Origin of the sequence: Apibacter sp. wkB309, from assembly GCF_002964915.1 — a bacterium.
GTDB lineage: Bacteria > Bacteroidota > Bacteroidia > Flavobacteriales > Weeksellaceae > Apibacter.
Map to the genome: position 1 here is coordinate 134,754 of NZ_PSZL01000001.1, position 23,860 is coordinate 158,613.

General features: G+C 30.8%; 22 protein-coding genes. 6 read left to right on the plus strand and 16 right to left on the minus strand.

The genetic code is table 11. The features are described 5' to 3' along the window. The first annotated feature begins 20 nt into the window (after positions 1–20). Together C4S75_RS00485 and C4S75_RS00490 are read left to right on the plus strand one after the other, a co-directional pair. A complete protein-coding gene (locus C4S75_RS00485; RefSeq protein ID WP_105296356.1) occupies positions 21–1,880 on the plus strand; it encodes an Nramp family divalent metal transporter in 1,860 nt (619 codons plus the stop codon). Between the two features lie 169 nt (positions 1,881–2,049). Beyond that, complete coding sequence (locus C4S75_RS00490; protein ID WP_105296357.1) at positions 2,050–2,685, plus strand: Pr6Pr family membrane protein; 636 nt, start codon at positions 2,050–2,052, stop codon at positions 2,683–2,685. 92 nt (positions 2,686–2,777) lie between these two features. On the opposite strand, the gene tsf is transcribed toward C4S75_RS00490, so the two are convergent. The 4 genes from tsf to rplM all read right to left on the minus strand — a co-directional run bounded on the left by tsf (position 2,778) and on the right by rplM (position 5,436). Continuing rightward, positions 2,778–3,596, minus strand: a complete 819-nt coding sequence (tsf, locus tag C4S75_RS00495) for a translation elongation factor Ts (RefSeq protein WP_105296358.1) — start codon at positions 3,594–3,596, stop codon at positions 2,778–2,780. A 24-nt stretch (positions 3,597–3,620) separates the two neighbouring features. Next, complete coding sequence (rpsB, locus tag C4S75_RS00500; RefSeq protein WP_105296359.1) at positions 3,621–4,421, minus strand: 30S ribosomal protein S2; 801 nt, start codon at positions 4,419–4,421, stop codon at positions 3,621–3,623. 166 nt (positions 4,422–4,587) lie between these two features. After that, positions 4,588–4,974: a 30S ribosomal protein S9 gene (gene rpsI, locus C4S75_RS00505; protein ID WP_105296360.1), complete on the minus strand. Its 387-nt coding sequence runs from the start codon at positions 4,972–4,974 to the stop codon at positions 4,588–4,590. Between the two features lie 6 nt (positions 4,975–4,980). Beyond that, on the minus strand, positions 4,981–5,436 hold the full coding sequence (gene rplM, locus C4S75_RS00510; RefSeq protein ID WP_105296596.1) for a 50S ribosomal protein L13: 456 nt from the start codon (positions 5,434–5,436) through the stop codon (positions 4,981–4,983). A 457-nt stretch (positions 5,437–5,893) separates the two neighbouring features. Here rplM and C4S75_RS00515 point away from each other — a divergent pair, with 457 nt between their 5' ends. Both C4S75_RS00515 and C4S75_RS00520 read left to right on the plus strand, forming a co-directional pair. Continuing rightward, positions 5,894–8,140 carry a hypothetical protein gene (locus C4S75_RS00515; protein WP_105296361.1) on the plus strand — a complete coding sequence of 749 codons (2,247 nt, stop codon included), beginning with the start codon at positions 5,894–5,896 and terminating at the stop codon, positions 8,138–8,140. A gap of 11 nt (positions 8,141–8,151) precedes the next feature. Then, positions 8,152–8,862, plus strand: a complete 711-nt coding sequence (locus tag C4S75_RS00520; RefSeq protein WP_105296362.1) for a DNA repair protein RecO — start codon at positions 8,152–8,154, stop codon at positions 8,860–8,862. 15 nt (positions 8,863–8,877) lie between these two features. On the opposite strand, the gene mnmA is transcribed toward C4S75_RS00520, so the two are convergent. The 10 genes from mnmA to C4S75_RS00570 form a co-directional block, all read right to left on the minus strand. Further along, on the minus strand, positions 8,878–10,062 hold the full coding sequence (mnmA, locus tag C4S75_RS00525; RefSeq protein WP_105296363.1) for a tRNA 2-thiouridine(34) synthase MnmA: 1,185 nt from the start codon (positions 10,060–10,062) through the stop codon (positions 8,878–8,880). A gap of 65 nt (positions 10,063–10,127) precedes the next feature. Beyond that, the gene (gene yajC / locus C4S75_RS00530) at positions 10,128–10,454 is read right to left on the minus strand and encodes a preprotein translocase subunit YajC (protein WP_105296364.1); all 327 of its coding nucleotides are present in this window, start codon (positions 10,452–10,454) and stop codon (positions 10,128–10,130) included. An 18-nt stretch (positions 10,455–10,472) separates the two neighbouring features. Further along, complete coding sequence (locus C4S75_RS00535; protein ID WP_105296365.1) at positions 10,473–10,925, minus strand: DUF1573 domain-containing protein; 453 nt, start codon at positions 10,923–10,925, stop codon at positions 10,473–10,475. Between the two features lie 12 nt (positions 10,926–10,937). Beyond that, a complete protein-coding gene (nusB, locus tag C4S75_RS00540) occupies positions 10,938–11,843 on the minus strand; it encodes a transcription antitermination factor NusB (protein ID WP_105296366.1) in 906 nt (301 codons plus the stop codon). Between the two features lie 63 nt (positions 11,844–11,906). Next, positions 11,907–12,233 (minus strand): preprotein translocase subunit SecG, encoded by a 327-nt coding sequence (gene secG, locus C4S75_RS00545; RefSeq protein WP_105296367.1) that lies wholly within the window; start codon positions 12,231–12,233, stop codon positions 11,907–11,909. A 1-nt stretch (position 12,234) separates the two neighbouring features. After that, positions 12,235–13,380 carry a hypothetical protein gene (locus C4S75_RS00550; RefSeq protein WP_105296368.1) on the minus strand — a complete coding sequence of 382 codons (1,146 nt, stop codon included), beginning with the start codon at positions 13,378–13,380 and terminating at the stop codon, positions 12,235–12,237. Positions 13,381–13,383: 3 nt separating this feature from the next. Continuing rightward, positions 13,384–13,893: an LptE family protein gene (locus C4S75_RS00555; protein WP_105296369.1), complete on the minus strand. Its 510-nt coding sequence runs from the start codon at positions 13,891–13,893 to the stop codon at positions 13,384–13,386. Further along, positions 13,877–15,154, minus strand: coding sequence for a sigma-54-dependent Fis family transcriptional regulator (locus C4S75_RS00560; RefSeq protein ID WP_105296370.1), 1,278 nt, complete (start codon positions 15,152–15,154; stop codon positions 13,877–13,879). The genes C4S75_RS00555 and C4S75_RS00560 overlap by 17 nt, the downstream gene beginning before the upstream one ends. Positions 15,155–15,164: 10 nt before the next feature. After that, complete coding sequence (gene miaB / locus C4S75_RS00565; protein ID WP_105296371.1) at positions 15,165–16,595, minus strand: tRNA (N6-isopentenyl adenosine(37)-C2)-methylthiotransferase MiaB; 1,431 nt, start codon at positions 16,593–16,595, stop codon at positions 15,165–15,167. Between the two features lie 147 nt (positions 16,596–16,742). Further along, a complete protein-coding gene (locus C4S75_RS00570; RefSeq protein ID WP_105296372.1) occupies positions 16,743–18,233 on the minus strand; it encodes a DASS family sodium-coupled anion symporter in 1,491 nt (496 codons plus the stop codon). 187 nt (positions 18,234–18,420) lie between these two features. On the opposite strand from C4S75_RS00570, the gene C4S75_RS00575 reads away from it, so the two are divergent. Continuing rightward, entirely contained in the window at positions 18,421–18,885 is a 465-nt protein-coding gene (locus tag C4S75_RS00575) for a hypothetical protein (RefSeq protein ID WP_105296373.1), read from the plus strand. 372 nt (positions 18,886–19,257) lie between these two features. After that, on the plus strand, positions 19,258–21,927 hold the full coding sequence (locus C4S75_RS00580; protein ID WP_105296374.1) for a reprolysin-like metallopeptidase: 2,670 nt from the start codon (positions 19,258–19,260) through the stop codon (positions 21,925–21,927). Between the two features lie 70 nt (positions 21,928–21,997). On the opposite strand, the gene C4S75_RS00585 is transcribed toward C4S75_RS00580, so the two are convergent. Both C4S75_RS00585 and C4S75_RS00590 read right to left on the minus strand, forming a co-directional pair. Next, positions 21,998–22,660, minus strand: coding sequence for a histidine kinase (locus C4S75_RS00585; RefSeq protein WP_105296375.1), 663 nt, complete (start codon positions 22,658–22,660; stop codon positions 21,998–22,000). Positions 22,661–22,783: 123 nt separating this feature from the next. After that, positions 22,784–23,857 carry an iron-containing alcohol dehydrogenase family protein gene (locus C4S75_RS00590; protein ID WP_105296376.1) on the minus strand — a complete coding sequence of 358 codons (1,074 nt, stop codon included), beginning with the start codon at positions 23,855–23,857 and terminating at the stop codon, positions 22,784–22,786. Positions 23,858–23,860: the final 3 nt, after the last annotated feature.

Consider the following 23,860-nt stretch of genomic DNA (forward strand, 5'->3'; position numbering starts at 1 on the left):
ATATTAGAAAAGCCTAACAATTGAGTAAGAAATCTCTTCAAGAAGTTCATGAAAGTATTAATACCGAAAATCCCAAAAGATGGAAAAGAATACTTTCTTTTTTCGGGCCGGCTTACCTAGTAGCCGTTGGATATCTTGATCCCGGAAACTGGGCAACTGACATTGCCGGGGGCAGCAAATTTGGATATGCTTTAATCTGGGTTCTATTAATGAGCAATATTATGGCATTATTGCTTCAAGCATTAAGTGCTCGTTTAGGTATTGTTCGCGGATTAGATTTGGCACAAACTAACAGGGAATACTATCCGAAATGGATGAACTATATTCTATATGGTTTTGCTGAAATAGCGATAGCTGCTACAGATTTAGCCGAAGTTTTAGGAATGGCCATTGGTTTACAGCTTCTTTTCGGGCTTGATCTTATTTGGGGCGTTTGGTTGGCTGCGTTGGACACATTGCTGTTACTTGTTTTACAACGGTTTGGCATACGAAAAATGGAAGCGTTTATTATCGCTTTGGTGGCTATTATAGGGGGGTGTTTTCTTATCGAAATGTTTTTAGCTAAGCCTGATCTTATTGAAGTTTCTAAAGGATTTAAACCTACTCTTCCCAATACTGAGGCTTTATATATTGCAATTGGAATTATCGGGGCAACTGTTATGCCGCATAATTTGTATCTTCATTCCGCTTTGGTTCAAACCAGAAAAATTAAAAGAGATTATGAATCCATAAAACGAGCCATTAAATATAATTTTTTTGACAGTCTCATCGCATTAAACATGGCTTTTTTTGTAAATGCTGCCATTTTAGTGCTTGCTGCTTCAACATTTTACAGTGCCGGATTACATGATATAGAAGGATTACATGATGCATATAAAATGCTATCCAATTTATTAGGTCCTCTTTCTCCTGTTCTTTTTGCTATTGCTTTAATTGCTGCCGGTCAGAGCTCTACCGTAACCGGAACGCTTGCTGGTCAAATTGTTATGGAAGGGTACTTGCACTTTAGAATGAATCCTGCCTTGCGACGATTATTAACACGTATTATAGCTATTATACCGGCTGTGATTGTAATAAGCCTGTTAGGGGAAAGTTCCGTTGATGAAATGCTTATTTTTAGTCAAGTGCTTTTAAGCATGCAATTAGGTTTTGCCGTAATCCCTCTGATCCATTTTGTTAGTGATAAAGAAAAAATGGGAAAATTTGCTATTAAATTACCTTTAAAAATTATATCTTGGATTGTATGTACAATCATTATCCTGTTAAATATAAAGTTAATTTACGATGAAGAAATTAATGTTTACTACAATGAGGATATAATTTTAAGTGTAAAAATTATTTTGGGAATTATATCTTTAGGCTTATTATTATTCTTGATTTGTATTGTTTTATATCCTTGGATAAAAAAGTCCCAAAAAATAAATTTTGGTATTCACCAATTACCTTCTGAAAAGAGTATAGATAAATTGCATCCATTTAAAGTTATTGGCATAGCATTGGATTTTACTAAAGGTGATCAGCGGGTTCTCAATTACCTACCAATTTTCGCTGATATTAGTTCACGTATCGTATTGTTTCATGTTACTGAAAGTGCTTCTGCGAACTATAACGGAAAATTAGCGAATGATTACGAAGTGAAGTTTGATCAAAATAAATTGGATGATTATAAAAATTTTCTACTAAAAGAAGGATATATGAATGTCGAGACTAAATTAGGATTTGGTAATCCTACTATTTCACTTCCTAAATTAATTAATGATACTAAAGTTGATGTCTTACTAATGGCAAAACATGAATATAAAGGAATCCCTGATTTTACGTTTGGTATAATGTCTAATCGATTAAGCAATAAAACAAACGTTCCTATTTTAGTAGTATAAATTTGAATTTAGATTATTTTTACTTCTATATTTAGCTTTATAATGATCATTTCAAACATCAAAATACATGGTTTTACAATTATTTAAATCAATTGTAAAATGAACTCTAACTTTTCATCCTACCTTATAAAATTTATACACGAGTTAATCTTTAGTAAATTTACTATTCATGAGAATATTTTTTAATTTAATACTTATTTTTTTGGTGTTTTTCAGTATTGGTACAGAAACCTATAATTACGTCTATGGTGACATACATCCATCGATCTTAAATGAAAAATCCAAATTCAATCGATTGATTTATTATTACAGCTATTTTACTGTTCAATCTAATATTGCGGTTTGTATTAGCTCTTTATTCTTGCTTTTCAAACCTGATTATTCTAAAAAATGGTTTCGCATTTTAAGAATAGACGGTATTATTTGTATAGTTATTACATGCATCGTTTATAATTTAATGCTCAGGCATGATCATAATGTAAAAGGTATTATGCGATTTACCAATGAAGCTTTGCATGTATTCATACCTTTTTTGGCTGTATTGTATTGGTTATTATACGGTCCTAGAAAATTATTAGATAAAAAAACTACTTTTTTTGCAATTATTCCTCCTTTAATTTATGTTATATATATTTTTATAAGAGGTCATTTCACCAATATGTATCCTTATCCATTTTTGGATGCCGATGAAATAGGCTTACTACAAGCTTTATTGAATACAGGGACTATTGTGTTGTTATTTTTATTTCTAGAATTTATCCTTATTTATATAGATAATTTATTGATAAAAAAGGATCAATCTTAAATTAAAGTTTTACATTTTTAGAATTGTGGAAGATACTTATTTAAAATAAAAAAGACTGCAATATGCAGTCTTTTTATATATACTATTTGAAATTATAATCGTATAAATCCGGTTATTTTAACTTCAGGATCAATTGATTTTACATAATCTTCTACTGAAGTTTTTTCGCCCATAATATAATCTTGTTTTAACAAAGTGTTATCTTTAAAGAACTTGTTAAGTTTTCCTTTGGCTATATTTTCAAGCATAGCTTCCGGTTTTCCTTCTTGACGTAATTGATCTTTAGCAATTTCAAGTTCTTTTTCAATTACACTTGAATCCACCTGAGTTTCATCTAATGCAATAGGATTCATAGCTGCAACTTGCATAGAAATATTTTTAGCTACTTCTGCTGCCTGATCAAAAGACTTTGATAAACCAACTGCTGAAGCTATTTTATTTCCCGCATGTATATAGGAACCTACAAATGGAGCTTCCAAAGTTTTAAATCCGGATATTTCAATTTTTTCACCGATTACACCTGTTTGTTCTATAAGCTTTTCACTTACTGGAATACCATTGAAATCGGCTGCTAATAATTCTTCTTTTGTATTGAAATTTAATGCAAGATTTGCAAAATCCTTAGCTAATTTAACAAAATCTTCATTTTTTGCAACAAAGTCAGTTTCACAACTTAATTTTATTACAACAGCTTTTGTATTGGATTCGTTAACTGCAGCTATTACAGCTCCTTCAAGATTTTCTCTATCTGCTCTGTTTGCAGCAACTTTTTGTCCTTTTTTTCTTAATAAGTCAACCGCTTTGTCGAAATCTCCTTCAGCTTCAACTAAAGCTTTTTTTGAGTCCATCATTCCTGCTCCTGTAGCATTTCTTAGTTTTGCTACATCAGCTGCTTTTGGTGAATATGACATCTTTATTTTTATTTAAATTTAACTTTATTCTGCGTTATTTTCTTCTTGATTATCAGAAACTTCAGAATCATTAGTGTCTTGTACTAAAACATCTTCTTCTTCTGCAGCACCTTCTTCTTTGGCTTTCGCTTTTTCTGCTTTTCTTACACTTAACCCTTCTTTAATAGAGTTAGTAACAGTTTCTAAAATCAAATCAATTGATTTGGATGCATCATCATTTCCGGGAATTGGGAAATCAACCAATTGAGGATCTGAATTCGTATCAACGATTGCAAAAACAGGAATACCTAATTTTTTTGCTTCTGTTACAGCGATATGTTCTCTTAGTATATCTACTACGAAAAGAGCAGATGGTAAACGAGTCATATCAGCAATAGATCCTAAGTTTTTTTCAAGTTTAGCTCTTTGACGATCTACTTGTAATTTTTCTTTTTTAGATAGAGTTTCAAAAGTACCATCTTTTTTCATTCTATCGATAGAATTCATTTTTTTAACAGCTTTTCGGATGGTAACAAAGTTTGTTAACATTCCTCCCGGCCATCTTTCTGTAATATAAGGCATATTTACAGATTCTGCATGTTTTGCAACAATGTCTTTTGCTTGTTTTTTGGTTGCAACAAACAAGATTTTTCTTCCTGATGTAGCAATTTTCCCTAAAGCGTTTGATGCCTCATCTAATTTTACAGAGGTTTTGTGCAAATCAATAATGTGGATTCCATTTTTCTCCATAAAAATGTAAGGAGCCATATGTGGATTCCATTTTCTGGTAAGGTGACCAAAATGCACGCCGGCATTTAAAAGGTCTTTTACATCTACTTTTGCCATACTTTTTTTAGTTTACGTTCCGCAGTTTTTGCAATCAACTTAAAGTTTAACTTTAAAGTTTGGATGCTAAACTAAACGGCAAGTTTAAATTATTTATAAAATTGTTATTTTTTAATATAAAATAACCACTACAAAATAGTGGTTATAAGTATCGTTATTAGTCAGATTAACGTTTAGAGAATTGGAATCTTTTACGTGCTTTTTTCTGACCGAATTTCTTTCTTTCAACCATTCTAGGATCTCTAGTTAGAAGACCTTCTGGTTTTAAAACTGTTCTGTTTTCTTCATTTAAAGAAACTAAAGCTCTAGATATTGCTAATCTGATAGCCTCAGCTTGTCCTGTTACTCCTCCTCCATATACATTTACTTTAATATCATACTGACCTAAAGTTTCAGTTAATTGGAAAGGTTGTGCAATTTTGTATTGTAATACTTCTGTAGGAAAGTAAACTTTATAGTCTTTTCCGTTTATGGTAAACTCTCCTTTTCCTTCAGAAAGATATACTCTTGCAACAGATGTTTTTCTTCTTCCTATTTTATGTGTAACTGCCATTATTTTTTAGATGAAAGCGTTAATATCAAATGTTTTAGGTTGTTGAGCTACTTGTTCATGCTCTACTCCTTCATATAAGTATAAATTTTTAAGTACTTTTCTTCCTAATTTATTTTTAGGAAGCATACCTTTCACTGCATACTCCAACAATCTCCTAGAATCCTTTACCTTAACTTCGGCAACACTTGAAAATTTTTGTCCACCGGGATATCCTGTATGTCTTACATATTCTTTTTGATCTGTTTTATCTCCGGATAAAACAACTTTTCCTGCATTGATAACAACAATATTATCACCACAATCTGCATGTGGAGTAAAATTTGTTTTGTGTTTCCCTCGCAAAATTTTAGCTATTTTAGAAGCTAAACGACCTAATTTTTGTCCTTCTGCATCAATAAGTAACCACTCTTTATTTGCAGTCTCTTTATTTGCCGATATGGTTTTGTAACTTAGTGTATTCACTTTTCTTATTTTTCCTTTATTAAAAAATCGCCCTAAATAGGGTTGCAAATTTAAAAAATATTTTTAATTTAACAAATATCTCCTGAACATTTTATCGTTTTATTTAAGTTATTGTATATATCTCTAGATCAATGAGTCTTCAACTCCTCTAATTTTCCCGCTTTATAAAGTAAATACCTTAAAATTTTAATTAAGTTAAATTCTGTTTTAATTTAAAATAATCTTAATTTTATTTTCTAACTTATTATAATGCACAAAAATAATTGTTATTTTTCAAGGTTGAGTCTTTCAACTTCAATTAATAACAATTATTCCAATTGCTTCATGAAATTTTACTGAAAAGAAATTTCTAAAATTCAAAGATTATAATCCAATTTTATTTTTAAATAAAATAAATCTGTTATGAGATATTTTTCCCATAAATCTATTAATTTTACAAGCATTACATATAATTTCTATGAAAAAGCTTAGTTTTTTAATTTTATTAATTTTTACCGGTCTTTGCAATAGTCAAAATACCAGATGGAAAGATTATTTTTCTTATTTTAATATTAAAGCTATTCAAAAAGTTGACAATCTTATTTTCAGTGCAACTCAAAACGGTTTGTACTCTTATAATGAAACAACCGGAGAAATTAAGAAATTTTCAAAAGCTAATGGTCTTCACGAAGTTAATATTACTGCTTTCGCTTATAATTCCGATAATAAAGCTTTACTCGTTGGCTATAAATCCGGTAAATTGGACATAGTTAAGCAAGACATGATCCATTTAATTGTGGATATTCCTTTTGATCGAAATTATCAAGGAAATAAAAGAATTAATCATATATATACTGAAGGTGATTATGCGGTACTTTCCATGGACTTTGGAATTACTTTATTTGATTTAAAGAAGCTTGAATTTAAAGAAACTTGTTATTTTAAACAAGGTCTTAACTATTATAAAGTGCAGGAAAGTGTAATTGTTAATAATAAAATATTTGCCGCTTCAACTAATGGGGTTTATTCTCATCCCATCGATCATTTAGTTCCAAATTTTACTGCTTGGAATCTTACCAATTCAGGAAATAATTTTAATCAAATAATTAAAAATAATACATCTTTACTTATAAGCTCCAACCAAACCATTTATAAAAGTGATGATGAAGGGGTTAGTTGGCAAAATAAAGGTAATTACATTGATTTAAAAGATATTATTTCTATTGATGGGGGCTATTTATTGGTCCAAAAAAATAAATTGGTTGTACTAAATGAATCTTTTCAAGTTTTAAAATCTATGGAATTTTCAGATGATCTTACCACCGGTTTTTACTCAAATGGAATTTTTTATGCAGGAACTCAATTAAAAGGTCTTATTAGAAATAACTCATACCTGGTTCCGGACGGCCCGTTTAATAACCGTTCTTATTCATTAACTATCTATGATAATCAATTATGGGTAGCACCGGGAGGAAGAAATATTGATAATTATTTCGAATTGAATCCCAACTCTTATGGTTTTTATCATTTTAACGGTCAAAAATGGAATCATATAGATTCTAAGAGTATTAATAACGAGCGGTATATTATGAAAGTTATACCTAATATTAACAATACTCGTGAAGTTTTCGTTGTCTCCTATAGTAATGGATTGATAAAAATGGTTAATGATCAGATGAAAATTATTTATAATCGGACCAATTCACCTATAATTGAATATGAGCGATTAGTTGGCGGTGACTTTGATTCCAATGGTAACTTAATTATGGTTCAATCATTTGCTGCGGAATCTAACAACGGTTTCAATAATGCCATTATCATAAAAACGCCTAATGATCAATTTAAATTTTTAAGTCTTTTACCTAAAAGATTTAACTTGGCCGGAGGAGCTATGAATCCGTATATTGATTCCCAAGGATATATATGGGTTCCTTCTCCAAGAAACAACGGACTAGTTGTATATAAATATAACCGAACCCCACTTACTACGTCTGATGATAATATTTATTTAATAGATTCCAATAAAAATAGCGGAAACTTACCTTCTAATAATATATTATGCGTAGAATTAGATAAATTCGAAACTGCTTGGATAGGAACCGACAGCGGTCTTCGTATTTTTAGAAATCCTTATCAATCATTAGAATCAGGAAACTATAATACCGAAAGAATTATTATTACTCAAAACGGTTTAGGTGAAGAAGTCTTACGAGAAACTAAGGTTACAGCAATAAAAACCGACGGCGCTAACAGAAAATGGATTGGTACACATAGTTCAGGAGTTTTTTACTTATCGGAAGACGGAACAACTCTTTTAAATAGATTTACGGAAGAAAATTCTCCTTTACCTTCTAATCTTATTACGGATATACAAATCGATAAGACCGGAGAAGTTTATTTTGTTACTCCTTCAGGTATTGTTTCTTACAGAGGAGACATTATTGATTCTGGAGATGATTTTGGAGAAATTGTTGCCTATCCTAATCCGGTTAGACCCGGTTATACAGGAAATATCACGATACGCGGATTAGCCCATGATGCTTTTGTTAAAATTACTGACGTAGCGGGTAACCTGGTGTATGAGACTAAAGCACCCGGAGGCGTTGCAACTTGGAATGGAACTAATTTTAATGGTAAACCTGTTGCTTCAGGGATTTATTTAGTTTTAATGAGCAATTCTGAAGGGAAAAAACATGCTACAACCAAAATCGCAATTATTCGCTAAGTTTAAAAGAAATGATTGAAACTACTAGAGCTATAGTATTGTCTTTTTTAAAGTATGGAGATTCTTCCCTTATTGTAAAATGCTATACCGAAAATTTTGGTTATAAAAGCTTTATTTTAAAAAATTCTTTTTCTAAAAAAAATAGAAAAAGCCATTTTATCTTTTTATTTAATGAAATTGAAGTTACTTTTTATTCTAAAAAAAACCATTCTTTAGAGTTGATTAAAGAAATTCATCAAGCTCATATTTTCAATACCATTCATACAAATATTATCAAGTCTTCGATAATAACATTTATTGGAGAAATGGTGAACCAAACGCTAAAAAACGAGGAAGCACAGGACACATCTTTATATAATTTTATTAAAAGCAGTTTAATTGATTTAGATGCAAAAGACAGTTACTTTTCTGATTTCCATCTTTATTTTTTACTGCATTTTTCGAAATATATTGGGTTTTATCCCTTAGAAAACGATTCAGAATTTCCTTATTTTAATATTAAAGAGGGTATTTTTTCATTAAAAGCTGACACTGTTTCAAGAGAAGAAAATGCTCATTTATGGAAGCAATTACTTTCTTATGATTTTAACTCTTTAAAAAATTGCTTTACTAATTCACAGCGTAAACAAATGCTTTCAGAAATAATAACTTATTATGAAATGCATTTGTCTAATTTTAAAAAACCTATTTCTTTAGATATTTTAAAATTAATTTTTGATTAATACTACTGATTATAATCAAGAAATTACTCCACTTCCGATTAATTCGTCTTCAACATACCAAGCCGCAAATTGCCCTCGGGTAATAGCTGATTGCAAATTTTCGAATTCAATGAAAATTCCTTCTTCAAATTGATGCAAAACTGCCTCTTGCAAAGATTGTCTATATCTTATTCTGACTTGAACACTCATCGTTTCTCCTATCTTCATTTGTAGGTCTTCTCTAACCCAATGCACTTCATTTTGATCTATAAATAAGGCCTTTCTAAATAATCCAGGATGATTTTTACCCTCACCTACATAGATTGTATTGTTTTGCACATCGGTATCTAATACAAAGCATGGTTCGATATGCCCTCCTATTCCTAAGCCTTTTCTTTGACCGATGGTATAATAATGCGCTCCTGAATGTTCACCGATCACTTTGCCATCCTCTATAGTATACTTAAAAGGAGTTGACAAATAAATTAATTCTTCTTTTTTAGTTGGAAATGATTGTTCTTCTTTTTTGTATATAGGATTATCTGAAAAAATTTCAACCAGATTTCCTTTTTTAGGTTTTAATTTTTGTTGTAAAAAGTCAGGCAATCTTATTTTCCCAATAAAACATAATCCTTGAGAATCCTTTTTATTTGCAGAGACTAAACCAATTTCACTTGCAATTTTCCTTACTTCCGGCTTGGTTAAATCTCCTATAGGAAATAAGGTTTTGGAAAGCTGGTATTGGTTAAGTTGACATAAAAAATAGGATTGGTCTTTGTTGGAATCTTTACCTGCCAAAAGCTGATAAATTGTTTGGCCTTCATTATTCAATGAATGAACACGGGCATAATGACCGGTTGCCACTTTATCTGCTCCTAAAGATAAAGCCGTTTTAAGAAATATATCAAACTTGATTTCTCTGTTGCATAACACATCCGGATTAGGGGTACGTCCTGATTCGTATTCATGAAACATGTAATCAACTATTCTTTCTTTATATATTTCAGAAAGGTCTATGACTTGATAGGGAATATCAAGTTTTTGAGCTATTAGCAATGCATCATTGCTATCTTCTACCCATGGACATTCATCTTCCAGTGTAAATTCAGAATCGTTCCAGTTCTTCATGAATAGACCTATAACTTCATGACCTTGTTGTTGCAATAAATATGCTGCAACACTTGAATCTACTCCTCCCGATAAACCTACTACTACTTTCATTTTATATAATTAAAAAGCATATTCTATGGTATATAGAATATGCTTTATGATTTATTTATAATCGTTTACTTCTTTGCAGGTGCATTTTCCGGATATCTTGCTATAGACAATTCTCTGGAAATTGCTGATTTTTCGATTTTTATTTTTCCCGCCATAGTTTCAATAATAAGTCCATCATCCATTATTTCCGCAACTTTTCCATGAATACCGGAAGTGGTAACTATTCTTGTTCCTTTAGCTATATTATCTTGAAAATTCTTTTCTTGTTTTTGTCTTTTTGTTTGCGGCCTAATAAAAAAGAAGTAAAACACCACAAATAGAAGGACTAGGGGAAGGAATGCTCCTGCTTGTTCCATAAACCCTCCTTTTGCTTGTAAAATTATTGTTAACATTTTTATTTAAATTTATTTTTAATTAACTTTTGCTTGAAATTTAATTACTTTAGTTTCAAAATTTCCTGAAACAGCTATTGTTTTAAGTACTTCTCCTTCAAAATTTGAAGAATCAAAAGTCACTGTAATTTCTCCTTTCTTGCCCGGATATACGGGTTCTTTAGTATATTTGGGAGTGGTACATCCACAGGAAGGACGTACTTCCGAAATTAATAAAGGACGTTTTCCAACATTGGTAAATTTAAAAACATGGGAGACTTCTTGTCCCCTTTTTATATCCTTAAAATCATACGTATCTTCATTAAATTTTATAATAGATTCTTCGGTTATTTTGGGTACACCATGAGTATTTTTAGTATTCGTATTATCCTGTACGGTACTTTTGATTTGCTTTTGAGAAGAATTTTCTTTTTTGCAACCGATGGTGAATAACATACCTATTAATAAAAATATTACTGCTGACTTTTTCATTTTTCAGGATGTTTAAACTTTATTCATATCTCTAGCATATCTGTCTAAAATACCATTAATAAATACATTACTTTTAGCGCTAGAATAAACTTTTGCTAATTCAATACATTCATTAATAACAACTTTAGCCGGAACTTGAGGGAAATAATTGAGTTCTGTAAATCCCATTGCCAATATGATTTTATCTATTTCCGCAATTCTATCCAACTCCCAGTTATTTGATCTTTTTTCAATTAATTTTAAACTTTCCGGATAGTGTTTAACCGTGGTCCTGAATAAATTTTTTGCAAATAAAATACCCTCATCCGATTTTAAAACTTGAATTAATGTATCAAAGGGTGCTCCTTCCTCAATAGACTTGATAGTCTTCAGGGTCATATTATTGGCAATATGAACATCATCTGCCCAAGAAAGTTTTAATTCCTCAAACCATTCATACATGATGTCATTATCTGCTATATGCTTTAAAAACAGTTTAAGCAATACTTTTTTTTCCGACTCAAAATCTGTTTCTTTACTTTGCATATACTCTAAATAACTTCGCGATGTTTGAAATTTTTTAAAGATAATTGCCGGATAATTATTATTTAAATGCCACGATAATTCTAAATGTTTGTCCGAATACTCTTTTCTAGCTTTGTTTTTCTCTAACAGCTCAAATATCTTATTATTAACAAACTTAAGATTAGGATTTTTTTCCTCATCTGTGGCAAAACGTTTTTGCTTTTTCCTTTCTATTACTTCAAGAGCATAATCTCTCACAGCCAATAGAAGATTTAGTTGATATATATATAAATCATATATCTCATCTATAGACTGGAACATTCTATTTTCAACATATTCTAACTCATTCCCACTTATATTATACGCATACAGAACCTGTAGAATTTTTTCTCTAATTTGCCTTCTTCCTAACACAACAATAAATTTTTAAGAACTTTGTTAATACTATTTTTAGTGTTAATTATTACAAGTATATTTTTACTTAACGTTAGTTTTAGGCAAAGCCTGTTCTTGTTGAGGGGTTGAAGACTGTTTTGAGTTTTGGGTTGGAGTTGATGTATATATAGTTGGCTTTGCAATCAATACCGATGCAAAAATTGACAATACTACTATTACTCCTCCTAAGGTCCAAGTTGCCTTCTCCATAAAATCATTTGTTTTCTGAACACCGAACATTTGTGTTCCACTACCTCCGAAAGTTGAACTTAAACCTCCTCCTTTTGGATTTTGCGACAAAACAACTAATATTAGCAAAACGCATGCGATAATGATAAATATCATTAGTATTCCATATACTGCTGTCATATTATTTTGAATTTTTTATCTTTTTTATTCTTCTTATTTCCGAGGCAAAATAACTACTTTTTTCTGGATATTTCAAACTTAATATCTTAAAAGCTGTTAAGGCTGTATCATATTTACCTTGCTCTACATATAATTGAGCTAAGGTAATAGTCATTAAATTTGCAATATCCTGAATTTCTTCTTTTTTAAATTCTACGTCTTTACTATATTTCGTGTCTTTTGCAACCGGTTTTATCTTGGGATTATTTTCAATAAAATTTGAAATAATGCTATTTTGTTTTTCTTGTTGTGGTATTACTTTTTCAGATTTTAAAGCTTTTTTTTGCTTGGAAAGTGATATCCATTGATTAAAAGTTAATTTGTCCGATTCCAAAGTAATTTCCTCTTGTTTGTTTTCAATACTTGGTTCGCTTAACTGAATTTCATTGATTTCATTACCAACCAAATCTTCCTTTACTTCTTCTTCAATTTTCGAATGTTCAATTTCAGTACTTTTTTCTTTATTCTCGAAATTTTCTTCATTTTCTTTTTCTAAGCTTGAAGTAAATAAATGTGATATTCCTAACTTTTCTATATTGGTATAGGAGACATCACTGTTTAAAAAGATTTTCTTATTATCCTTATTATCTTCATTAGTTAAAAGTAATTGAATTTTAGAATGATCTTCTATATGTTCAATTTCTATATTGTTGTTACTTACTAATTCTTCGGATATTTTTTGTTCATTTATAATTTCAGAATTTGAATCTATTGCTTTCAATTGGGTTAAGCTGCTATCCTCTTCCATAAATTCATTACTAACAATATTTTCAAGAACTATAGTTTCTTCAAATTTATTATTATCTGCTTGTAAAATTTCATCTTCTTTTTTATCGATCAATTCCTCTGCTGTAATTGGTTCTATTAACTTCTTGTTAGTATCAATGGTTTTTTTTATTAATTCTCGATAGTTCGTATAAATTGAAACCTTTTTAATATCTTCATTAGTTAACGGTTCTGATACATATCTATTTTTCCAATTTAAATAAATTAAATGAAATGATTGAGAAAATGGATAGTGAGTTATTAAATCTTCCACATAATTCTTATCGGAAAATTTAAGTTTTTCAGGGTTTTCTATTAACTGTATAATTCTACTATTATCCATAATTTACCAATCGGCTACTATCGCTAAAAATATTTGATCAATAATTCTTTGATTGATTTTCTGGGCAAGATCATCTTGAACGTTAATCAATAATTCTTTGCTAGAATAATCTTCATAATCGGAAAAAGTTTTTTCGAAACTCTTTTCAGGCTGCTTTTTATTTTCGTATCTAACAGAAACGCTTATCGTTAATCTGTTTTGCGTTGCTTCGTCGGAATTACTTTGTATATTTACCGGACTAGTTGAAAAGTTAGTTATTTCTCCTTCTAAAATGATATCCGGATCTATATTAGTCTCTACAAGCTTCGTTCTTTGATTAAATCTACTTTGTAAGGCGGTAGTAAAATCTACACTTAAATTCGGGCTTTGATAAGCTGAATAATTAGGAAATGATTTTATTTCTATAGTTTTTATATCGGGATCCAAAGAAGCCCCTGTGAATGAATAACATCCGGACAAAGATATAAAAAAAATTCCTATTATGAGTAATATGATTTTATTCTTCAATATCATATTGTTTTATTTTTCTATATAATGTTCTTTCCGAAATTCCCAACTCTTTTGCTGCTAATTTACGTTTTCCATTATACTTTTCTAAAGCTTTTTTAATAAGTTCCTCTTCCTTTCTTTGTAAAGATAAAGATTCCGAATTGTTGGACACATCTTCATATTCGTAGTCATCCAAAATTTCGTGATACTCATTAACTGATGAAGGAACAGTCGGTATGACGGGTTTTTCATCATAGTAAACAAGAGAATCTCCCGATTTAGGAATATCATAATCTTTATATACTCGTTGGAAAAGATCCTGATCATTTGAGTTTAGCATCAAATCGCCTTTATTTTTAATGAGCTCTAAAGTCAACGCTTTCAAATCGTTGAGATCTTTTTTCATATCAAATAAAAACTTATATAATATTTCCCTTTCACTGGAAAAATCGGAATGATTTTCATTTTGCTTGGAAAAGTTTACTAAAGACGTGGTTTGTGGAATATCTTTTAAATATTCTTTTACCTTATCTATAGACAAATTTCTGTTGGTTTCCACCACCGTAATTTGTTCGGTAAAATTTCTTAATTGACGGATATTTCCCGGCCAATAATAATTTTGAATATAGGACATGGCTTCTTCTGATAAACTCACTGAAGGCATTCTATATTTTTCTGAAAAGTCAACTGCAAATTTTCTGAAGAGTAAAGGAATATCATCCTTCCTTTCCCTTAAAGCAGGTATATCAATCTGTACTGTATTTAACCTGTAATATAAATCTTCCCTGAATCTGCCTTTTTTAATTGCTTCTAATAAATTAACATTAGTCGCAGCTACAATTCTTATATTTGTTTTTTGAATAGTAGATGATCCGACTTTCATAAATTCACCACTTTCCAACACTCTTAATAAACGAACTTGCGTTTGCAAAGGCAATTCTCCTACTTCATCTAAAAAAATAGTTCCTCCATCTGCTACTTCAAAATATCCTTTACGAACTTTATCTGCACCCGTAAAAGCTCCTTTTTCGTGACCAAAAAGTTCTGAATCTATAGTCCCTTCAGGAATTGCTCCACAATTAACAGCAATATATTGTTTATGTTTTCTTGGTGAAAGATTATGAATTATTTTAGGAATAAACTCTTTCCCTACCCCGCTTTCTCCAATTACCAAAACAGAAATATCTGTAGGTGCTACTTGCATAGCTTTTTCTAAAGCCCTGTTAAGTGCTAGGTTATTTCCAATTATTCCGAATCTTTGTTTTATTGCCTGTAATGAATCCATAATATTTATGTTATGCGATCTCTCCTATCAAGGTAGCTGAAGTGCAATCATTTACCAATACATTAACAAAATCTCCAACTTTTGTTTGATCTGTTTTAGTAAAAACAACCACTGCATTTTGAGAAATCCTTCCGTACCATTGATCTTTACTTTTTTTACTGGTTCCCTCTATCAAAACTTCGTGTACCTTGTTAGTATACGTTTTCATTCTTTCTAATGAAAGTTCTTGTTGAAGATTTATAATTTCTTTAAGTCTTCTTGACTTTATTTCCGCAGGTACATCGTCTTCCATTTTTTTATGAGCTAGCGTACCGGGACGTTCTGAATAAGCAAACATGTATCCGAAATCGTATTTTGCATATTTCATTAGAGATAAGGTTTCTTGATGCTCTTCTTCCGTTTCTCCACAAAAACCTGCTATGATATCATGTGAAATCGCGCAGTCAGGTACGATTTCCCTTATTTTATCCACTAAATTAATATATTCTTCACGTGTGTGTTGACGATTCATTCGCTGCAAAACTGTAGTGCTCCCACTTTGAACTGGTAAATGGATGTATTTGCAAATGTTATCATATTTAGCCATTACGTGCAATACTTCTTCATGCATGTCTTGCGGATTAGACGTTGAAAATCTTATTCTAATTTCAGGACAAGCTTCAGCTACCATGTTCAATAATTGTGCAAAATTTATCGCTGTTGCCCTTTGCAATTCACTAGCTTTTAAGAAATCTTTTTTAGGACCTCCTCCATACCATAAGTAACTATCTATATTTTGTCCTAAAAGTGTAATTTCTTTATATCCGTTTTCTCTCAACTCTTTACATTCTTTAAGAATTGAATGTGGATCTCTACTGCGTTCTCTTCCTCTTGTAAAAGGAACCACACAGAATGTACACATATTATCACATCCTCGGGTTATGGACACAAAAGCTGTAACTCCATTTCCGCCTAAGCGTATCGGACTTATATCTGCATAGGTCTCTTCTTTTGATAAAAGTACATTAATGGCATTTCTTCCATCATCCGTATTTTTCAATAAGTTCGGAAGATCTCTGTATGCATCGGGACCTACCACTAGATCAACCAAATGCTCTTCTTCCAAAAACTTTGTTTTTAATCTTTCTGCCATGCAGCCGAGAACGCCTATAACTAGATCCGGCTTTTTTCTTTTTATGGCATTAAATTGAGAAAGTCTTTTTCTTACCGTTTGCTCTGCTTTTTCACGAATAGAGCAAGTATTGAGAAGAACTAAATCTGCTTCTTCCAGTTGAGAGGTGGTATTATATCCTTCGTTACTAAGTATTGAAGCTACTATTTCACTATCAGAAAAATTCATTTGACAACCATAGCTTTCTAAAAACATTTTTTTTGTGTTTTTAATAGAACTTTCTTGTATTAAGATTTCTCCTTGTCTTCCTTCTATAATTTCTTTTTCCATATTTAAACGTTCCCTACGAAAAAAAGTACCGGGATATTACTAAATCAAAATAAAAATAGTCTGCAAAGATAAAACTTTATATGCCAAGTTGACAGATTATTGTTTTAAATATTTCTTAAAATATATGTTAAGTAAATATAATTTTATTTATCTGCTTGTTAAGACCATCTCAAAATACCCCGTAAAATTTTGCAAAAATAACACCCAAGCCATGATTACTACAGTTCCTACTATTGCGGCATAAAAACCTCCAAAATAAAAGTCTGATTGTTTAAGCATTCCTGTACTGTATACTATTGCATTGGGAGGTGTTGACACGGGTAGGAATAGTCCGCACGAAGCACAAAGACCAACTACTAAACCGATCGGCAGTATTTGTTCCGGAGGAAGTACCACCGCAGCAATATTTATAACGATGGTTGCTGTAGCCGTACTACTCATTATGTTTGAAAAAATCACAGTCACTACAGCAAAAATCATCATCATTAAATATTCATTAAACGATGCATCTCCCAATAATTCGGAATAATAGGGCGCCAGCAATTCCTTTATTGCAATCCCTAGTGATAATCCACCGGCGACCAACATTAAAGTATCCCACGGAAGCTTTCTTATATCCTCAGCCGTTATAATCCCTAACATAGGAAGGAAAACAATAGGAATTCCTGAAGTGGCTGCACTTGGAATTTTCAATTTTGAACCCATCATCCAAAAGAAAACGGTTATAAATAAAATTAGTATTACAAAAAACCTTTGTAATCTGATCTTTTTGGGAATCGGGGCTAATTCTTCTAAGAAATTTAAATTAATTTTTTCAACTTTAGAAGTATATTTTTGCTTAAGCAAAATCCAAAAAAACAATAACAAAACTATAGCTACGGGCAAACCCAAGATCATCCAATCAAAAAAAGAAACCTCAATACCTTTGGATTTCAAAACGTCTACTACAATCAAATTGGGAGGAGAAGATATTAAGCTGCCCATTCCTGCAAAAGTTGCCGAAGCCGGTATACTTATTAATATTGCTTTTGTCATGGGCGAATCTTTACCTTCTCTGTCTAAAAAAGGCATAACAGCTGCCAAAATCATGGCTGATGTTGCCGTATTGGATATAATTAATGATAAACAGGAAGTAGTTAGCATAATTCCTAACAACATATGCGACGGCTTACTACCAAAAATAGATATGGTACCCCTAAATAAAGAAATATCTATTCCTGTTTTTCTCATACTTTCACTAAGAAAAAATCCTCCCAAGAAAATCCATATAACACTATCAGACCATGTATTAGAAATAGTTTTCGGATCGATTGTTGATCCTTCTATATTCCCCATGGTATATATGAGAAAACCTGTGATCAGAATCCCTACAGCAAAGGGGGGGATTGCTTCGGTAACCCATAGAAGTATCGAAAACATCAGAATGAACAGAGTGTATTCTTGAGCTTTAGTAAACTCTTGTGGAGAAAGAAAATAGGTGCCTAATAATGCAATACCTAATGAAAAAAAGAATAAACCAACTTTAGTTTTTATATTCCAAACATCTAAAGATTTTTCTATAAGAAGATCACTATAGACTCTAATATTCGTATTAATCTTTTTAAAATCTTTATTAATTCTATGAAAATCAAAATCCATATACAGCCCTAAATTAAATTTTATCTACTCTTGAAAAATTTGCTTAGCTTAATGACTCACAACAAAACTCTTTATAAATTTACTATTTATTTCTAATAGTTTACTCTTAATTGAGAAATTAATTTTTAAATTTGTATCCTAATTCTCACATTAATAATACAGGTAAAGTTTACCTCTAATATATATTATGAATAATTTTTCTAAGCTCTGGATTTTTCAATCTAGAAGATTCCTTACCCTTGAAGAAATTCAAGATATCAACAAAACTCTTACTGACTTTTTGAAAACATGGGCGGCACATGGTGCTGATTTAAAATCTGAGCTTACAATTATTAAAAATAAATTCATAATTATAGCGGTTGATGAAAATCAAGCGAAAGCCACCGGATGTTCTATCGATAAATTGAATCAATGCATTAGACAAATTGATCAAAAATATCAATTAGATCTTTTAAACCGATTATGGGTAAGCTATGAAGATGATAAAGGGGAAATTACTACTGTTCCTATGAATTCTTTCAAGGAAAAAATCAAATCCGCTCAAATTTCTCCTGAAACCTATATTTATAACCTTGCTATAAGTACTTCTAAAGAATTTGAAGAAAAATTTAGACTTCCTCTTAAAGAAAGCTGGGCAAGAATATTTATGTAATTTTAATTTATAATAAGGTTTTCATTTTATTAAAAGGCGATATAAGTTACTTCTCAATGAATAATTTCTCATTTTAAAATAATTTGAAACTCCATATACCTTATTTTTAACAAATAGACTAATTTTATCTCTTAAAATTAAACACCCCCATTTATTGACTTTATTATATTTTTTACCTTGATGATTTTGTTTTATACTATACTATAAATCAAAAAAAACCGCTTTCATTTTATCTCTTTTTTAAAAAATGTTAATAGCAAAATTATAATTTATAATTTTATAATTAATAATCATAAATAAACATTAATATTATTGCTTATTAATTTATAATATATATTTTTGTTTTTACAATAACATAAAAAATAGAAATACATGAAAATTTTCTTATTAATTATTAGTGTTTTTATGTTCAGTATTCCTCTTTCAGCACAAAATTATTGGAAGAGAACAAGCTTAACAGGAAAGAAGATAAAAAGTGAAAATATCAATTTACCTATTGAAGAACTATATACCGTTGATTTTTATTCTTTGAAAAAACAATTAAATTCGGCCTCATTAAGAGGTACTAACCATGCTCCTGCAATAGTATACGTTCCAACATCCGAAGGAAAAATAGAAAGATTTTCGGTTTATCATGCTCCTGTAATGGATGAAGAAATTGAAAATAAATACGAATTGTATTCATACGCAGGAATCGGTTTAGACGATACAAATAAATATATTCGATTTAGTATTTCTCCCAATCAGTTCAATTCAATGATTATGGATAATACAGGTAGCATTCAGCTCATTGATCCTTATACAACCGATGGAGAAGTTTATTCAGTTCGTATTAGAAAGGAAAATATATTTAATGATTTTAATTGTAATACGGTTGATGAAATTAATTCGGAAGAATCAAGTTCCTATAAAATTATATCGAGTGATCGAAAATTTCGCACATATAGATTAGCTCTTTCAGTAACCGGTGAATATACTCAACATTTTGGTAGCGTAACCGGAGCTTTACAACAAATAAATATCACCTTAACCCGAGTGAATGGTATTTTGGAAAAAGATCTAGCTGTAAATCTTAAAATGATTAATAATATTTCTCTTATTTATGAAGATCCAAATACGGACCCTTATTCCGATTCTTCTTTAATGGATATCTGGAATATTGAACTTCAAAGAACATTAACAGCTGTGGTTGGAGAAAATAACTATGATATTGGCCATCTTTTTGGCGGTAATGGTGGAGGAGGAAATGCCGGGTGCATAGGGTGTATTTGTGTCAGTCCTTTGATGGATCAAAATGGAATTCCCACTTCTTTAGGAAAAGGTAGTGGGATAACTTCTCCCTCAAATAACAATCCGTCAGGAGATCATTTTGATATTGATTACGTAGCTCATGAAATGGGACATCAGCTGGGAGCTAATCATACTTTTTCGTGTTGGCTTGAAAATAAAGGGGTTAATATTGAACCGGGAAGCGGAAGTACAATAATGGGATATGCCGGTATTACATCTGCCAATGTACAATTAAGTTCGGATGCTTATTTTCATTCTGCAAGTATTCAGCAAATTAATAGAAATCTACAGCGTAAAATCTGTGGAACAATCAATCAAATTCCTAATCATCCCCCCGTAGTAAATGTAGGTCCCTCTAGTGTGACCATTCCTATAGGGACACGGTTTTACTTGGATGCAGAAGGAACAACAGATCCTGACGGGGATGAGCTGACTTTTTGTTGGGAACAAATTGATAATGCTCGTAAGAATGTTATTCGAGTCGATTCTTCACAAAGATCCGGTCCTATATTCAGATCTTTTATACCGACTTCATCTACCAGAAGATATTTTCCCGCTTTAACTACCGATAGTTACTCTCCAAATACTTGGGAGACTGTTTCTAACGTCAAAAGAGTCCTAAATTTTACTGTAACCGTGCGTGACAATAATCTTAATAAACCTCAGACTAAGATTGTTACTAAAGAAGTTATGGTTTCTGATAGCGGGGGGCCATTTATCGCAACATTTCCTACCGCTGATTATATTGCTAAGAAAGGAAGTTCAATTAAAGTAGCATGGAATGTTGCTAATACAACAGCACAGCCATTTAATACACAATATGTGAATATTTCATTAGTTACGGATGAGGGGCAAACTATTACTCCTCTGGCTGATCATATTCCTAATTCGGGAAATGCAACTGTGGATTTACCTGTTGATCTTGTTGCTAAAAAAGCAAAATTAATGATTGAGGCTAGTAATAATATTTATTTTGCCTTAACCGAATATTTTTCAATAGGGTATGAATCGGAAGTAATTTGTAAAAAATATATGCCAAACTTTTCTCCGATTCCGATTCCTGACGGAAATGGTGATCATTTAAATTCTGATTTTGCTACCATGGGAATTATTATTCCTGAAAATGAGAATTATGATGAATTAATTAATTTACAGGTATCTGTTGATATAGATCATCCAAATATTAATGATTTATACATCGTTTTACAAGACTCCGGTCCGGATTATAAATCAACTGTTTTATGGAATCATTCATGTGAATATTATTCAGATTTAAAAGTTACTTTTGATGATAACGGAGCTGCCGTAAACTGTTCTTCTCCTACTACAGGTACGATTAAACCTCGTAATGCAATTCATTCACTTTATAAGAAAAAATATAGCGGTGAATGGCTATTAGGAGTAGCAGATCATTATGCTAACGATGTTGGTACATTAAATTCTTTTTCTTTGAATTTATGCAGTTTGAATTATAAGCAACTCCAAACCGATGAAAATTTTTCAGAAACCTCAACATTTAAAGTTTTCCCTAATCCTTCTGAAGGAGTTTTTACTATCGATTTAGGTGTTATTCAATTTAGAGGAAATACAAGCCACGTTAAAGTTTATAATTTGGCCGGTAGCTTATTATTTTCAAAAGTTGAAAAAAATAAGCTTTTTTCTATAGATCTTACTAATTATCCTGCGGGTATATATACCATAAATATTACGGGGAATGGTAATTCTATATCCAAAAATGTTATTAAGAAGTAATCCTTTAAGCTAAAATAAATAAAGCACTCTTTTATATATTTATGAGAGTGCTTTAAATTTTTCTTTATTCTTAAAATTTAAATTCTTTTTCAGGAATGATCTTGTTAATTTCAAGCGATTTAAATACAAGAATAAATTCTGAGTCATCCTCCTTGTTTTTAACAACCAAACGATACGGAAAGATTAGTCCAGAGACTAATTTAAAGTTTGAATATAATTTACTTTCATTTGAAGTATCTTCTCTAATTAATTGATAGCTGGTTTTATCAAAATAATAAATTTCTGATTCTCTGTTATTAGTTAGCTTAATTTTATAACAATTCTTATTATCAATACGTTCTTCTCCGAGAAATATAGGAAGAAACCCTTTTGCAGAATAATCAATTAAATCTGATTCAAATGCTTCAGGAACGTAATTATTATCTTCTTCAAGGGAATTCGTTTGAAAGTTATATTGTATAGCTTTCTTTCCGTTGTAAGCATTTAAAATAATTTTTTTTCCTTGTATTTCTATACAAGTTTTATTAAGATTCGGTCTCTGCTGATAAATTTCTATAGGATATGACTCATTTAATCCTAAAATTATATCTCCTTTAATTATTATTGAATTCAATTCTTTCCAATGATCTGTTCCTCCGGTAACTTCCAAATGCTTTTTAATTATTTCTTCTACCGTCTGAGAATAACATATGTTCAAAAGGAATATCAGCAAAACAAAAAAAAGTTTCTTCATATAAAAATTAAAATGGGTTGACTGTAAAAAAATTCCAGGCAACTATAAAGTTATCCTGGAATTACATTTTTCTTCAATTTATATCTTTGCATTAATTGAATTATTATCTTTCGAGTAATGGTATTACATTTCTTCGTAAAGTGCTCTTAATTTTTCTTTAGTCATTATTTTCTGCCAATCTTTACCTAATGCATTTTCCCAAAGCGGAGCCATTCCATAAGAAACATTAATCATGGTATTGAATTGTTCATCAGATAATCCTTTGCATACACCTTGTGGAATTTCAATCTGATTTTTTTCAACCATATATTTAAATTCCTTAACTCCTTCAGGATAATACTCTTCTAATCGGTCAAAAACAATGCAATTACCTACTCCATGATGAGTTCCTAGTAAATAAGAAAGTCCGTAACTCACCGCATGAGCAATTCCTACTTGTGAATAAGCGATGCTCATTCCTCCATGCCAAGATGCCATCATTAAATCTTCATCAGACTCATCATCCCATTCAGATTTATGAACATATACTTTTTGGCAAAGTTCTAATGCTTTTTCTCCATAACTTTTGCTGAAAGCATTAAGATATGTTCCTGTTAAAGACTCAATGCAATGAATATAACAATCCATACCGGTAAAAAAAGCTTGATTTTTTTCTACTCCTTTTACTAAAGAAGGATCCAATATGACTTGATCAAAAGGGGTAAAGTCTGAATTAATACCTAATTTTCTTTCCGGTCCGGTTAATATACAAGTTCTGGAAACTTCTGCACCTGTACCACTAATTGTTGGTATACCTACATGATATACAGCCGGATTTTTCACTAAATCCCACCCTTGATATTGCGAAGAAGACCCTTCACTATTCATCATGATTGCAACAGCTTTTGCCGAATCCATTACACTTCCTCCACCTATACCAATAACTCCGGAAACAGTTCCATATTCCTCTTTTAATGAATCTCTAATCGCATCAATTCCTTTGGTTTTGGGTTCATCAGTAGTATCTATAAATATAATTTTATCTTTTCCTTTTAAGGGAATTCTTTTTGCTAATTCTTTTCCTTCAAACACTTTATCTACTAAAAAAATAAATGGATAATCTTTATTTCTTTTCTCTTCAATAATTTCTGAAGTTTGATCAAAGCTTCCACGTCCATAAATTACACGGGGAACCATTGGGAAATTTCTGAATTTCATATT